The following is a 14,780-nucleotide window of genomic DNA, read 5'->3' on the forward strand; positions in this document are numbered from 1 at the left end:
TTTGGGCGACATCACTGGACCATCACGCCTGGCCGTTGCCGTTTGGTTTCCGAATTGCCAATGAAGTCGCGGAACCCTATGTCTGGTCGTTCAAACTGGCAACAACTCGATGGCGCGCGCTTTCCTCTTCGTTCTGGACTCCTTCGGCATCGGTGGCGCCGCCGACGCCGATCGATACGGCGATGCCGGCGCCAACACATTCGCGCACATCACCGAGGCCTGCGCAGAAGGCCGCGCGGATCGCGAAGGGCTTCGCAGTGGACCGCTGTTTGTCCCCCACATGGCCTCGCTCGGGCTTGGCAAGGCTGCCGAAACCGCGACGGGACTGGGCTTTGCCAGTAGCGGGACAGATCTGCTCGCCACTGCCTTCCACGGCGCCGCGCAGGAGGTTTCAAGCGGCAAGGACACACCGTCGGGCCATTGGGAAATCGCCGGCCTGCCGGTGCGCTTCGACTGGGGCTATTTCCCGGATACGGTTCCCGCCTTTCCGGCCGAACTGACCGAGGCGATGATCCGCGAAGGCAAGGTGCCGGGCATTCTCGGCAATTGTCATGCGCCGGGCACCCAGATCATCGAGCGGCTTGGCGAGGAGCACATCCGTACCGGCATGCCGATCTGCTATACGTCTGTCGACTCGGTGCTGCAGATCGCCGCGCATGAAGTCCATTTCGGCCTCGAGCGGCTTTATGAATTCTGCAAGGTGGTGCGCAGGCTGGTCGACCCACTGCGGATCGGACGGGTTATCGCGCGGCCTTTCATCGGCGAAACCGCCGCCACTTTCGAGCGAACGTACAACCGCCATGACTACGCCGTGCCACCGCCGGAGCCGACGCTGCTCGACCGGCTGACGGCGCGTGGTAGCCGTGTCATCGCCATCGGCAAGATCGGCGACATCTTCGCCCATCGCGGAATTTCGCAAGAGCGCAAGGCGGCGGGCAACATGGCGATGTTCAACGAGGCGCTGGGCGCGATAGATGATGCCGGCAACGGTGATCTCATCTTCGCCAATTTCGTCGACTTCGACACCGAATTCGGCCATCGCCGCGATGTTGCGGGCTATGCTGCCGCGCTCGAAGCGTTCGACCGGCGACTGCCGGAGGCTTTTGCACGGCTGCGGCAGGGCGATCTTCTCATCCTGACGGCCGATCACGGCAACGATCCGACCTGGCGCGGTACCGATCATACGCGTGAGCGCATTCCGGTGATCGGCACCGGACCGGGTTTCAAGGGCGGCGACATCGGGCTGAGAACGACATTCGCCGACATCGGTGAAACGGTGGCCGAGCATCTTGGGCTGGCGCACGGCCGTTACGGCACTTCCTTCTATACGGCGATTGGCGGCCATGCCTGAATTGCCGGAGGTCGAAACCGTCCGGCGTGGACTGCAGCCGGTCCTGGAAGGCGCCACCATTGCCCGTGTCGAGGCGCGCCGACCGGATTTGCGCTTTCCATTTCCCGAGAAGTTCTCGCAGCGGCTGACCGGCAAGACGATCACGGCCCTCGGCCGCCGGGCCAAATATCTGACGATGGACCTGGAAGGCGGTCCGGTGCTGATCTGCCATCTCGGCATGTCGGGCTCATTCCGCATCGAGACGACGGACGGCAGCGACATGCCTGGCATCTTCCAGCATGACCGCTCGAAGAGTTCCAATCACGACCACGTCGTCTTCCATGTCGTATCTCCGGCGGGCGTCCGATCCCGCGTGATCTTCAACGACCCACGCCGCTTCGGTTTCATGTTGTTTGCGGAAGGATCGCCGGACGTTCACCCGATGCTGGCCGGGCTCGGCGTTGAGCCAACGGGCAACACATTGGACGGCGTACTGCTTGCCTCGTTGATGAAAGGGCGGCGATCACCACTGAAGGCAGCGCTTCTCGACCAGCGACTGATCGCCGGGCTCGGCAACATCTATGTCTCCGAGGCGCTGTGGCGCGCCGGCCTATCGCCGCTGCGCGAGGCGGGCACGATCGCCAAACCGGGAAAGAAAGGCCATGCTCAAAGCGAACAACTCGCCCAGGCAATTCGCTCGGTGATATCAGATGCGATCGCTGCGGGTGGGTCCTCACTGCGTGACTATATGCAGACCGATGGGTCACTGGGCTATTTCCAGCATTCCTTCGCGGTCTACGATCGCGAAGGAGAGGCCTGTTCGAAGCCCGGTTGCAGCGGCCACATCGAACGGATCGTGCAGAGCGGCCGATCGACGTTCTATTGCCGGACATGTCAGCGGTGAGTTAGACGAGCGCGAGCAAGGAGAAGCAGCCATGACCTATGAAGCGATCATCACCGAAACGCATGGCAAGGTCGGACTGATCAGGCTGAACCGGCCGCAGGCGCTCAATGCGTTGAATTCGCAGATCCTGACCGAAGTGGTCGCAGCCGTGAACGGCTTCAGTGCCGATGCCGGTATCGGCGCCATGGTCATCACCGGTTCCGAAAAGGCTTTCGCCGCCGGCGCCGACATCAAGGAGATGCAGTCTATCTCTTATGCGGACGCCTACGCCCAAGACTTCTTCGTCGGCTGGGAGGAACTTACGCGGGCGCGAAAGCCTGTTATCGCGGCGGTCGCCGGCTATGCACTCGGTGGCGGCTGCGAGTTGGCGATGATGTGCGATTTCATCATTGCCGCCGACACGGCAAAGTTCGGCCAGCCCGAAATCACGCTCGGCGTCATCCCAGGCATGGGTGGATCGCAGCGGCTGACCCGCTTCGTCGGCAAGGCAAAGGCGATGGACATGTGCCTGACGGGACGGATGATGGATGCCGCCGAGGCGGAGCGTTCGGGCCTCGTGTCGCGGGTCGTGCCCGCCGCCGATCTTGTCGATGAGGCGCTGAAGGCGGCCGCCAAGATCGCCAGTTTCTCGCTGCCATCGGTGATGATGGCAAAGGAGGCTGTCAACCGCTCCTTCGAGACGACGCTTGCCGAGGGCTTGCGGTTCGAGCGCCGACTGTTTCACTCGCTGTTTGCACTGGACGATCAGAAGGAAGGCATGGCGGCTTTCGCCGAGAAGCGGAAGCCGAATTTCACCAACCGCTGACGCCAATCCTTTGGCTGGAAAGAAGTTGGCTGTTGGCCGCCAAAAAGAAGGCCGGGCAGCGTTGACGCGCCGGAAAAGCTGAACTATAAGCCGCACCAACCGAGGCGGCCCCGTGGCTGCCCGTTTGTTTTTTGCGCCCTGCGGCATCCCGCATGCGCCTACCAGATCAGAAGAGAGGCATCATGGCCAATACATCCTCGGCCAAAAAGGCAACGCGCAAGATCGTACGCCGCGCAGCGATCAACAAGAACCGCCGCTCGCGCGTGCGTACCTATATCCGCCAGGTCGAAGAGGCGCTTGCCTCCGGTGACAAGGCCGCCGCGCAGGCTGCGTTCAAGATCGCGGAGCCGGAATTGATGCGCGCCGCAACCAAGGGCGTGATCCACAAGAACACGGCGTCCCGCAAGGTGTCGCGACTGGCTCAACGGGTCAAAGTCCTGTCAGCCTAACATTACTTGCCTAGACTGATGTTCTTCGAACCCGGCCGTTTGCGCCGGGTTTTTTCGTTTGCCGGCAAGCACTTAAAAAGAATGTCCGAAAACGACGTTCTATGCGGATTTGTCCATTGGGAATACTTTGCCGGCGTATGCATGCCTGCACTTGGTCAGCATGCTTGAAATCGGCCGACTTAGAGATTCTTAGCTACCAGAAATAGTCTTTAATTTTCATACATTTACCGGCGGTGATCCACAGCTTGTCCACATCGAGCCGGAGCGATGGGGGACAAGTGGCTGTCAAGTGAATTATTTCAGAATATTTCTCTCAGCACCCGGTTTTTCATATTCGCCGGAAAAGGGTTTGAATCACAATGGCTTTGTTAAAATGTGCCGTTGCGGTACGCCACTCGAACTCGCCTCCAGTAACCAGATTCCTTAAAAATCCGTTAGACGTGGCCTTGCCCTATCCACAGCGATTTCGGTAATGTCGATCCATCGAAAGGGACGGGCTCTGGACCTTAAACCCAGCCTGAATCGGCCAGCTTAAATTGGCGGGATTTGCAACGCGGATCAAGTCCGCGGACCGATTTGGCTTGTCTTTTTTCGATACGGTAGGGGACTGGCGTAACTAGACATGGCAGGTAGACGGCGGCCGGCGCTCTTTTCGCCGGACGGTGTTGTGTTGCCCTGACATACCCAACGCGGACTGGCTTCCATGGGCCGGCACCGGTTCCCGCTGATAGTGGGCGACGTTCATCTGCCGGCGGCGGCAGCGGACATCGTAGCAAAGACGCAGTCGCCGGAACCGGATGCAGGAGGCGCATCCCCGGTGGAAAACAGGTACGGAAGGACAAGGAAAAGATCATGCAGAGCGGCATCGAAAGGGAGCTTGCGGGCGACCTCCCATTTCCTGGAACTTTGATCGGAGCAAGCGACATGGCGGTCCCCAATGACGCGGAACAGAAATTCGACCGGGTGAAAGCCCAGTTGAAGGCGCGTCTGGGAACCGAAGTTTATTCTAGCTGGTTTGGCCGCATGAAGGTCGCGGAAGCTTCCAAGGGCATTGTCCGCATCTCGGTGCCCACGGCATTCCTGCGCTCATGGATCAACGGACATTACCTCGACCTCATCTCAGAGCTGTGGAAGCAGGAGGATCCGGGTCTCCTCAAGATCGACATCGTCGTGCGCACGGCGACCCGCCAGGGCCGTAGCCAGGCCGAGGCGGAGGTGGTGCCGGCACGCAAGATGACCCGCCAGACGCAGACTGCGCTCGCCGCCGGCACCGTCAGCCCCGGCCGGACAGAGCGTGCACCGGTCCCGCGTCCGGGCACACCGGTCGAGAGCGAATTCCGGCACAATGTGCTGGGGTCACCGCTTGATCCTCGCTACACATTCGGCTCCTTCATCGAGGGACCGTCGAACCGGGTGGCCTTCGCCGCCGCCAAGGCAGTGGCGGAATCGCAATCGAGCGCGGTGCGCTTCAACCCACTTTTCCTTCACGCAACCGTCGGTCTCGGCAAGACACATCTGCTGCAGGCTATCGCGGCGGAATCGCTGAAGCAGAATCCAAAGTCGCGCGTCGTCTATCTCACGGCCGAGTATTTCATGTGGCGCTTTGCCACCGCAATCCGCGACAACAACGCGCTGACGCTCAAAGAGCAGTTGCGCGACATCGACCTGCTCATCATCGATGACATGCAATTCCTGCAGGGCAAGTCCATCCAGCATGAGTTCTGCCACCTGATCAACATGTTGCTCGACAGCGCCAAGCAGGTCGTCGTTGCCGCCGACCGGCCGCCGTCGGAACTGGAATCGCTTGAGCCGCGGGTCCGCTCGCGCCTCAATGGCGGCGTCGCGCTTGAAATGTCGGCGCCCGATTTCGCCATGCGCCTTGGCATGCTCAAATTGCGCCTTGCCACCGCCAGGGTCGATGACGGGTCGCTGAACATTTCGGAAGAGATCCTCAATCACGTTGCCCGTACCGTGACCGGCAGCGGACGTGAACTGGAAGGCGCCTTCAACCAGCTGCTGTTCCGTCAATCCTTCGAGCCGCAGATCACCATCGACCGCATCGACGAAATCCTCGGCCACATCTATCGCACCGGCGAACCGAAGCGGGTCCGCATCGAGGACATCCAGCGCATCGTCGCGCGCCACTATAATGTGTCGAAGACCGAATTGCTGTCCAACCGGCGCACGCGCACCATCGTCAAGCCGCGGCAGGTCGCCATGTACCTGTCGAAGGTGATGACGCCGCGCTCGCTGCCCGAGATCGGACGGCGTTTCGGCGGCCGCGATCACACGACGGTGCTGCATGCCGTGCGCAAGATCGAGGACCTTTCTGGCAACGACAACACGCTGGCGCAGGAACTCGAGTTGTTGAGGCGGTTGATCAACGATCAGGCCTGATCGGAAAGGGGCGAACCGGAACAACGCCGGAATTCAATGGCTTGCCAGTGCGGCCCGCGCCCGGAACGGGCTCGTGGCGCCGCCTGGAATCGACCCGGATTTCGGTTTTGCGACACTGGCGCGCGGACTTGGCACGCTTTATCCCCAGAAAGCCCGCGTAGCCGGCCCGAACCGGTCGCGCGGGCTTGCGTTCGCTGATTTTTTCCTGTCAGTCTACGCAGATTCTGAGCCTGTTCAGACCTTTCGCGGGGTGCCGCTTACTGGTGACCCCGTCATTCATTCAAGCGAGCTTGTTTCGTCATGCGTGTTATCCTGGAACGGTCAAATCTCCTGAAGTCGCTCAACCACGTCCACCGTGTGGTCGAGCGGCGCAACACCATACCGATCCTGTCCAACGTGCTGCTCAGCGCCGAAGGCGCCAGCCTTGAAATGAAGGCGACCGACCTCGACCTCGAAGTGACGGAAGCGACGCCCGCCAAAGTGGAGCGCGGCGGGGCGACGACGGTTCCGGCACATCTGCTCTACGACATCGTGCGCAAGCTCGCCGATGGCGCCGAGGTGATGCTGAAGACGGACGAGGACGGCAATGCCATGACGGTAACGTCAGGCCGATCGAGCTTCCGCCTTCAGTGCCTGCCACAATCCGACTTCCCGGAGCTTTCGGCCGGATCGTTCTCGCATATTTTCCGTCTCGAGTCGGTTGGCTTGAAAGGCCTGATCGAGAAGACCCAGTTCGCCATCTCGACCGAAGAGACACGCTATTACCTGAACGGCATCTACCTGCACACGCATGAGGTCGGCGGCAAGCTGAAGCTTCGTTCCGTGGCGACCGACGGCCACCGCCTGGCGCGCGCCGAGATCGACGCGCCGGCGGGTTCCGAGGGCATGCCGGGCATCATCATTCCACGCAAGACGGTGAGCGAGCTACAGAAGCTGGTGGACGATCCGGATGTCGCGGTGACCACTGAACTGTCGGACACCAAGATCCGCTTCACCATCGGCAGCGTAATTTTGACCTCGAAGCTGATAGACGGCACCTTCCCCGATTATCAGCGGGTCATTCCGACCGGCAACGACAAGAAGCTGATCATCGACCGCCAGAGTTTTGCCGCCGCGGTCGATCGCGTGTCGACCATCTCTTCCGAGCGCGGCCGCGCGGTGAAGCTTTCGATCAGCGAGGGTCAGGTGACGCTTGCGGTCAACAATCCGGATTCAGGCAGCGCCACCGAGGAACTGGCCGCAGACTATTCGTCCGATCCGATCGAAATCGGCTTCAATGCCAAGTATCTGCTCGACGTTGCCGCGCAACTGACCGGCACGGAGGCCAAGTTCATGCTGGCCGACGCCGGTTCGCCGACGCTGATCCACGACATGGCCGACGAAACTGCACTCTATGTGCTGATGCCGATGCGAGTGTAGCCTGAGCCGAGTCATCAGCCCGGCTCTGCAGCCGGGACCGGCTACGAGAATGATGGTTGCGGCGATTTCCAGAGCAGTTCCAGGAAAGGTGTGAAACGGCTTTCCGTCCGGAATTGCGTCGAAACAAAGAGATAGAGCGGTTCGGCGTTTCCGTGAAACGATGAACGCTCTACAGGCGGATAGCGGTTGCCGGCACAGACCCACATAAGTAAGCTTACACTTACTAACTTTCGCAATTACGCGACGCTGACGATCGATCTGGCGCCGGGCGCCGTGGTTTTTTCCGGCGACAACGGTGCCGGCAAGACCAATCTCCTCGAAGCGATCTCCCTTCTGACACCTGGGCGTGGCTTGCGCCGCGCCCCTTACGCTGACGTCGCTCGCGAGGGCGGCGACGGCGGTTTTGCCCTGCATGTACGGCTCGACGGGCCTGACGGCCAGGTCGAGATCGGAACAGGCATTTCCGGTGGCGACAACCCCGGCGAAGGCGGCAGGCGGGTGCGCATCAACGGAGCTTCGGCGCGTTCGGCCGAGGACATGCTGGAATGGCTGCGCGTGGTGTGGCTGACGCCGGCGATGGACGCGTTGTTCACCGGGCCGGCCGCGGATCGCCGGCGCTTTCTCGACCGGCTGGTGCTGGCGATCGACCCCGGCCACGGGCAACGTGCGATCGACTACGAGAAAGCGATGCGCAGTCGTAACCGTCTGCTTACAGATGGGTCTCGAGACGACCGCTGGTTCGACGCGATCGAGACGCAGATGGCAGAAACCGGGGTGGCGATCGCCGCGGCGCGGGCCGAGATGGTGCGGCTGCTCGCCGCGATGATCGACAGGTTGCCTGACACGGGGCCGTTTCCGCAGGCCGATATCGGCCTTTCAGGAGACCTGGAGGCCGCGGTTTCCAGCACACCGGCAGTCGATGTCGAGGAGAGCTTCCGCCGGACGCTTGCAGACGGCCGCGACCGCGACTGTGCCGCCGGGCGCACGCTCGAAGGGCCACACCGTTCGGATCTGGTGGTGCGGCACCGTCCCAAGGCGATGCCGGCCGAGCTCTGTTCGACAGGCGAGCAAAAGGCGCTGCTGGTCGGCATCGTGCTGTCACATGCTCGGCTAACTGGCGAAATGTCGGGCATGACACCTATCATGCTGCTCGACGAGATCGCCGCGCATCTCGATGGCGGGCGGCGCGCGGCGCTGTTTTCCATCCTTGAAGAATTGAACTGCCAGGTGTTCATGACCGGAACCGATGCTGCGTTTTTTTCCAGTCTCAAGGGGCGTGCGCAATTCCTGACTGTCGACCACGGCACAGTTGGGCCAACGATCTAACTCTGTCCCAAAACCGCTCCACACTTTTGGGCGACGTGCATGAGATTATGCATGTCGTTGTCCCAAAACCGCTCCACACTTTTGGGCGACATGCATTAAGCCCCTGACAGGATTTTGCAGCCGCTATATGATCCGGCGATGACCCCTGCCGCCCTGACCGCCGACGAGATCGAACGCTATGCCCGCCACATCGTGCTGCCCGAGATCGGCGGCGTTGGCCAGCAGAGGCTGAAACAGGCGCGAGTGCTGGTCATCGGCGCCGGCGGGCTGGGCGCGCCGGTGCTTGAATATCTTGCCGCAGCCGGCGTCGGCACGCTCGGCGTGGTCGATGACGACACCATTTCGCTCTCCAACCTGCAACGTCAGGTCATTCACGGAACGGACAGTGTCGGCATGCTGAAAACCGACAGCGCCAAGGCGGCAATCGCCCGCATCAATCCCAACACCAGCGTCGAAACGCACACATACCGGCTGACCGCGGACAATGCCCCTGCCCTCGTCGCCGGCTATGACATCGTCGTCGACGGTTCCGACAATTTCGAAACCCGCTACGCGGTGGCCGATGCCTGCGCGAGCGCTGGGAAACCGTTGGTTCATGCCGCCGTCGGGCGCTTCGATGGCTCGGTGACGGTGTTGAAGCCATTCGAAGACGGCAAGGACGGCAAGCCCAATCCGAGCTACCGCGACCTGTTTCCCGAGGCGCCACCGCCTGGGCTGGTGCCGTCCTGTGCCGAAGCCGGCGTGCTTGGAGCGCTGACCGGTGTCGTCGGCACGCTGCAGGCAATGGAGGCGATCAAGCTGATCACCGGCGTCGGTGAGCCACTGGTCGGCAGGCTGCTGCTCTATGATGGGCTGGCGGCGCGCTTCGACACGATCCGCTACAAGAGAAACTGAACCCGTGGAACAGACTGAAGCTGTCTCCATCACACAGATTTCGGCCGATTTCGACCGTTGGGACGACGTGCTCGCACTAATCATGCGCGCCTTCGCCTCGATGGACGACGTGATCGACCCACCCTCCTCTGCCCGCCTGCTGAGCGCCGATACTCTGCGGGACAAGGCGCGGCGGGAGACCGGCTTCGCGGCACTCAAGGACGGCAGGATCGTCGGCTGTATCTTTGCCCTTGAAAAGATGGCGGAACTCTATGTCGGTAAGCTCGCCGTCGCGCCGGACTGCCAGGGACAAGGTATTGGGCGGCGGTTGATGCAGGCGGTCGAAGACCTTGCCCTAAGCCGCGGCAAGGCGGCACTCGAGCTTCAGACGCGGATCGAACTGACCGCAAACCATGCAGCCTTTGCCCGACTCGGCTTTCACGAAACCGAGCGGACGGCGCATGAGGGCTATATCAAGCCGACCTCGATCACCATGCGCAAGGTTCTTGTGTAAGCCAGGTCTTTCATTCTGCGTTTCGATTTCCTCAGGTTCTGAGCGGCAGCACGCGGTCCGGCGGGCGGTGGCCGTCGACGAAAGCGCGTATGTTGATGATGACCTTTTCGCCCATATCGATGCGGCCTTCGAGCGTCGCCGAGCCCATGTGCGGCAACAACACGACCTTGTGCTTGGCGGCGAGTTTCAGCAGCTTGCTGTTCAAAGCCGGTTCGTGCTCATAGACATCGAGGCCGGCTCCGGCAATCTTGCCGTCCTGGATGAGCCTGACCAACGCTTCCTCGTCGATGATGTCGCCGCGCGCGGTGTTGACGATATAGGCCGTGGGCTGCATCAGCGCCAGCCGCCGCGCCGAAAGCAGATGGAAGGTCGCCGGCGTCGAAGGGCAATTGACCGAAATGATATCCATGCGGGCCAGCATCTGGTCGAGGCTTTCCCAATAGGTCGCCTCCAGCCCGTCTTCGACGTCAGGCAGCACGCGATGGCGGTTATGGTAGTGGATCGAGAGGCCGAACGCCTTGGCCCGCCTGGCAACCGCCGTGCCAATGCGCCCCATGCCGACGATGCCCAGCCGTTTGCCCCAAATGCGTCGGCCAAGCATCCAGGTCGGCGACCAGCCGGCCCATTTCTTGTCGCCGGTGAGCACGTTGGCGCCTTCCGCCAGCCGCCGCGGCAACGCCAGCATCAGCGCCATAGTCATGTCGGCGGTGTCCTCGGTCAGCACATTGGGCGTGTTGGTGACGGTGATGCCCCTCTTGGCCGCGGCCTCGACATCGATCTTGTCGACGCCATTGCCGAAATTGGCGATCAGCTTGAGGTTGTCGCCGGCCTGGGCGATCAGTGCCGCGTCGATCTGGTCGGTCACCGTCGGCACCAGCACGTCGGCCTCCTTGACCGCCGCAACCAGTTCCGGCTGCGTCATCGGCCTGTCCTCGACATTCAGCCGTGCGTCGAACAGTTCGCGCATGCGGGTCTCGACCGGGTCGGGCAGCTTTCGCGTGATGACGACGAGAGGCTTCTTTTTGCCTGCCATTGTTTCCTCGTACCCCGATCTCGTTGAGACCTCTTTAACCAAGACCGGCGAAACTGAAAGCCGGTCGCGGTGCCGATTACCCCATGTAACAAGCGGTGCCGCCGAAGACAAAGAAAAAGGGGCGCCGATGCCGCCAGGCAAGCGCCGAAAGGAATGAAAGTGTCTGGTTTCGCGTCGTTTCGCCTGACCCTCAGCGGAGCACTTCTCGGCGCTTTGCTTTATTCTCCGCTTGCCGCGGCGCAGAGTGCAGCAGCACCTGCCCAGAGCGTCGTCACGGTCGGGCCGAGCGGTTTGCCGCTGCCGCGATTCGTCAGCCTGAAATCCGGCCGCGTCAACTCGCGCGTCGGCCCCGGCGCCAACTATTCGGTCGACTGGATGTATATGAAGGCCGGCCTGCCGATGGAGATCATCCAGGAATTCGACACATGGCGCCGCGTGCGCGATGCCGATGGTTCGGAAGGCTGGATCAATCAGTCGCTGCTTTCCGGCCGGCGCACGGCAATAGTCGCACCGTGGCAGCGCGGCAAGGGCGCTCAGATCAACCTTCTCAACAGCCCCGACAAGGACGCTCGAGTGGTCGCGATGGTAGAGCCTGGCGTCATGGGCACGATCAAATCCTGCGACGGCCAGTGGTGCGAAATGACGTTCGATGGCCACACCGGCTGGCTTGCCCAGTCGATTGTGTGGGGCGCTTACCCCGGCGAGCGGGTCAAGAACTGACCACCTCATCGCGAGGACGCGGGATCAGATATGTAGGCCCGGCAAATCACGGTGACGGCAACGCAGCCGTGTCAGGAGCGTGATCCTGCTGGCAGGCAAACCCGGCAATCCATGCGACCGGTTCAGTAGTCACGCAGTCTGGTCGCCTGTATCAGACCGTGGTCGTTTGGCGCCCGATGCGGCCGAGATGGGTGTCCTGAAAGCTGGTCGACAGCTTGAGGCCGTAGCCCAGCGCACGGTCGATGGCGATGTGGGCGATCCAGATCAATGCGACCGCCATCACGGTCGCATTGCCGGACAGGTGCCCGGCCAGCAGCAAGAATACTGGTACGATCGGGATATGCAGGGCGTTATAGGCAAGGGCACCGACGCGCGGCCCCGCCAGATAGCCGAACATCGATAAGTCCGGCACCAGGATAAGCACCCCGAAGAGCCACCACGACATGCCAGTCGAGCCGTAGAAAACGACGGCAGCTGCCGCAACGATGGCCCATTCCAGCCGAATTGCCAGATCAAGCGATTTCAATCTCCTGCCGATCCTTCGCGGCGCTTGGGGCGCAGCCTCACCACGATGTCAACATTGGCGATCTCCATCCCTTCCGGTGGCTCCGGCAGGTTGGCGACCGTCACCGGACCGCTGTCGATATCGAATATGCGGTTTTCGCCTTCGATATAGAAATGGTGATGGTCGGAGGTGTTGGTGTCGAAATAGGTCTTCGCGCCCTCGACAGCGAGGATACGCAACAGTCCCGACTGGGTGAACTGATGAAGGGCGTTGTAGACAGTGGCCAGCGATACCGGCACGCCGGCGGCGACCGCTTCCTCGTGCAGTTCCTCGGCCGACAAATGACGGTCGCCCTTGGCGAAAAGCAGGTCGGCCAGCGCAATGCGCTGACGCGTCGGCCTCAGCCCGGCTTCACGGACCCGCTTGTCCACAGCGACATTTCCCTTCCGGCCGTCCAGGTTCATCTTCTCGTCGAACCCCACAGTTCCGCCCCAAGACACGTCCAGAATGGCAAAATAATGAACTTCTGCCGACACCGGACCTTTTCAGGACATATATTCTGTCGTCCGAATGCGATCAATAGCGCGCATTGACCCAGGCAGACGAGCAGGTTAAGCGCAAACGCCGGTTTCCGGCCTGAAACAGATTGTGTTAGGAAGCCAACGACAGGGCACCCGATAGCCCGAACGGTATGGGGATGAGGTTGATGACGGGTAAATCCAGCTACGAGTACGACGAATTGCTGGCTTGCGCCCGCGGCGAGTTGTTCGGACCGGGCAATGCCCAGCTTCCCTATCCTCCCATGCTGATGTTCGATCGTATCACCGAGATCAGCGAGACGGGCGGCGCCTTCGAGAAGGGTTTCATCCGCGCGGAATTCGACATCAAGCCGGACCTGTGGTTCTTTGCCTGCCATTTCATCGGCAATCCGATCATGCCGGGGTGCCTCGGCCTCGATGCCATGTGGCAATTGACGGGCTTCTATCTTGGCTGGCTCGGCGAACCCGGCAAGGGAATGGCGCTGTCGACCGGTGAAGTGAAATTCAAGGGCATGGTCACGCCCTCGGTGAAGAAGGTTGAGTACGGCATCGACTTCAAGCGCGTGATGCGTGGCCGGCTGGTGCTTGGCATCGCCGATGGCTGGCTAAAGGCGGATGGCGAGCCCATATACGCGGCAACGGATTTGAAGGTCGGTCTGTCGAAACAGCCGACGGTCGGCTGACCAGAATTCCTAGCCGGCCCTTGGCCAGCATCCCTGGAAGGAGTTGCGAATGAGACGTGTCGTTGTCACAGGCCTCGGCATCGTGTCGTCGATCGGCAACAATGCCAACGAGGTGCAAGCCTCGCTGCATGATGCCAGATCCGGCATCAGTTTCTCCGATTCGTTCGCCGAGCATGGCTTCCGGTGCCAGGTCTGGGGCGCGCCGACGCTCGATCCTTCCGCCATGATCGACCGCCGAGCGATGCGCTTCCTAAGCCAAGGTGCAGCCTGGAACCACGTCTCCATGGATCAGGCGATCGCGGATGCGGGCCTGGAAGAGAGCGACATCACCAATGAGCGCACCGGCATCGTCATGGGATCGGGCGGACCATCCACCCGCACCATCTTCGAGGCGGCCGAGACCACGCTGAAGAACGGCAGTCCCAAGCGTATCGGTCCGTTCGCGGTGCCGAAGGCAATGTCGTCGACCGCATCGGCAACGCTTGCCACCTGGTTCAAGATCCACGGCGTCAACTATTCGATCTCTTCGGCCTGTTCGACCTCGGCGCATTGCATCGGCAATGGCTACGAACTGATCCAATGGGGCAAACAGGACATAGTCTTTGCCGGCGGCCACGAGGATCTCGACTGGACGATGTCGGACCTGTTCGACGCCATGGGCGCCATGTCGTCGAAGTTTAACGACAAGGCATCGACCGCTTCGCGCGCCTATGACGCCAATCGCGACGGCTTCGTCATCGCCGGCGGCGCGGGCGTGCTGGTGCTGGAAGAGCTTGAGCATGCCAAGGCGCGGGGCGCCAAGATCTACGCCGAGATCGTCGGCTACGGCGCGACCTCGGACGGCTATGACATGGTTGCCCCTTCAGGCGAGGGCGCGGTTCGCTGCATGCGCCAGGCGCTGGCCACGGTTTCCACGCCGGTCGACTACATCAACACCCATGGCACATCGACGCCGGTGGGCGATTCCAAGGAAATGGGCGCGATCCGCGAGGTGTTCGGCGAGAAGATGCCCTACATCACCTCGACAAAATCGCTGACCGGCCATTCGCTCGGCGGAGCCGGCGTGCAGGAATCCATCTATTCGATCCTGATGATGCAGGGCGGTTTCATCGGCGAAAGCGCCCATATCGAGACGCTCGACCCCGAATTCGAGGGCATGCCGATCGTGCGAAAGCGCATCGACGACGCCAGGATCGACACCGTCTTGTCAAATTCGTTCGGCTTCGGTGGCACCAACGCAACGCTCGTTTTCCAGCGCTATTCCGCATAAGGATTTGCCGGCC

Annotated in this window: 15 protein-coding genes; 12 read left to right on the forward strand and 3 right to left on the reverse strand. The window is 61.6% G+C overall.

The genetic code is table 11. The annotated features are described in order from the left end of the window. The first annotated feature begins 109 nt into the window (after nt 1-109). The 9 genes from NKJ90_RS08810 (at nt 110) to NKJ90_RS08850 (ending at nt 10,017) form a co-directional block, all read left to right on the forward strand. Nucleotides 110-1,351, forward strand: a complete 1,242-nt coding sequence (locus NKJ90_RS08810) for a phosphopentomutase (protein ID WP_352485919.1) — start codon at nt 110-112, stop codon at nt 1,349-1,351. Continuing rightward, entirely contained in the window at nt 1,344-2,234 is an 891-nt protein-coding gene (gene mutM / locus NKJ90_RS08815) for a bifunctional DNA-formamidopyrimidine glycosylase/DNA-(apurinic or apyrimidinic site) lyase (protein WP_023758095.1), read from the forward strand. Before NKJ90_RS08810 ends, mutM begins: the two co-directional genes overlap by 8 nt. 31 nt (nt 2,235-2,265) lie before the next feature. Then, nucleotides 2,266-3,039 (forward strand): enoyl-CoA hydratase, encoded by a 774-nt coding sequence (locus NKJ90_RS08820; protein WP_023758096.1) that lies wholly within the window; start codon nt 2,266-2,268, stop codon nt 3,037-3,039. A 182-nt stretch (nt 3,040-3,221) separates the two neighbouring features. Then, a complete protein-coding gene (gene rpsT, locus NKJ90_RS08825; RefSeq protein ID WP_013533694.1) occupies nt 3,222-3,488 on the forward strand; it encodes a 30S ribosomal protein S20 in 267 nt (88 codons plus the stop codon). Between the two features lie 924 nt (nt 3,489-4,412). Next, nucleotides 4,413-5,885: a chromosomal replication initiator protein DnaA gene (gene dnaA, locus NKJ90_RS08830; RefSeq protein ID WP_023758097.1), complete on the forward strand. Its 1,473-nt coding sequence runs from the start codon at nt 4,413-4,415 to the stop codon at nt 5,883-5,885. Nucleotides 5,886-6,185: 300 nt separating this feature from the next. After that, nucleotides 6,186-7,304, forward strand: a complete 1,119-nt coding sequence (dnaN, locus tag NKJ90_RS08835) for a DNA polymerase III subunit beta (protein ID WP_023758098.1) — start codon at nt 6,186-6,188, stop codon at nt 7,302-7,304. Nucleotides 7,305-7,490: 186 nt separating this feature from the next. Beyond that, complete coding sequence (recF, locus tag NKJ90_RS08840; RefSeq protein ID WP_023758099.1) at nt 7,491-8,630, forward strand: DNA replication/repair protein RecF; 1,140 nt, start codon at nt 7,491-7,493, stop codon at nt 8,628-8,630. Between the two features lie 138 nt (nt 8,631-8,768). Then, on the forward strand, nt 8,769-9,524 hold the full coding sequence (locus NKJ90_RS08845; RefSeq protein WP_023758100.1) for a molybdopterin-synthase adenylyltransferase MoeB: 756 nt from the start codon (nt 8,769-8,771) through the stop codon (nt 9,522-9,524). Between the two features lie 4 nt (nt 9,525-9,528). Further along, nucleotides 9,529-10,017 (forward strand): GNAT family N-acetyltransferase, encoded by a 489-nt coding sequence (locus tag NKJ90_RS08850; protein ID WP_023758101.1) that lies wholly within the window; start codon nt 9,529-9,531, stop codon nt 10,015-10,017. 31 nt (nt 10,018-10,048) lie between these two features. On the opposite strand, the gene NKJ90_RS08855 is transcribed toward NKJ90_RS08850, so the two are convergent. After that, on the reverse strand, nt 10,049-11,050 hold the full coding sequence (locus tag NKJ90_RS08855) for a 2-hydroxyacid dehydrogenase (protein ID WP_023758102.1): 1,002 nt from the start codon (nt 11,048-11,050) through the stop codon (nt 10,049-10,051). 159 nt (nt 11,051-11,209) lie between these two features. On the opposite strand from NKJ90_RS08855, the gene NKJ90_RS08860 reads away from it, so the two are divergent. Next, nucleotides 11,210-11,770: an SH3 domain-containing protein gene (locus NKJ90_RS08860; RefSeq protein ID WP_023758103.1), complete on the forward strand. Its 561-nt coding sequence runs from the start codon at nt 11,210-11,212 to the stop codon at nt 11,768-11,770. A 151-nt stretch (nt 11,771-11,921) separates the two neighbouring features. Here the strand turns inward: NKJ90_RS08860 and NKJ90_RS08865 are convergent, their stop codons facing one another. After that, nucleotides 11,922-12,296, reverse strand: coding sequence for a DUF4260 domain-containing protein (locus NKJ90_RS08865; RefSeq protein ID WP_023758104.1), 375 nt, complete (start codon nt 12,294-12,296; stop codon nt 11,922-11,924). Next, nucleotides 12,293-12,739 (reverse strand): iron response transcriptional regulator IrrA, encoded by a 447-nt coding sequence (gene irrA, locus NKJ90_RS08870; protein ID WP_031259787.1) that lies wholly within the window; start codon nt 12,737-12,739, stop codon nt 12,293-12,295. The genes NKJ90_RS08865 and irrA overlap by 4 nt, the downstream gene beginning before the upstream one ends. Nucleotides 12,740-12,981: 242 nt before the next feature. Between irrA and fabA the strand changes: the two genes are divergently transcribed. Next, a complete protein-coding gene (fabA, locus tag NKJ90_RS08875) occupies nt 12,982-13,497 on the forward strand; it encodes a 3-hydroxyacyl-[acyl-carrier-protein] dehydratase FabA (protein WP_023758106.1) in 516 nt (171 codons plus the stop codon). 49 nt (nt 13,498-13,546) lie between these two features. Beyond that, on the forward strand, nt 13,547-14,767 hold the full coding sequence (fabB, locus tag NKJ90_RS08880; protein ID WP_023758107.1) for a beta-ketoacyl-ACP synthase I: 1,221 nt from the start codon (nt 13,547-13,549) through the stop codon (nt 14,765-14,767). Nucleotides 14,768-14,780: the final 13 nt, after the last annotated feature.

It is taken from the genome of Mesorhizobium sp. M0051, from assembly GCF_040323235.1.
In the GTDB taxonomy this organism is placed as follows: domain Bacteria; phylum Pseudomonadota; class Alphaproteobacteria; order Rhizobiales; family Rhizobiaceae; genus Mesorhizobium.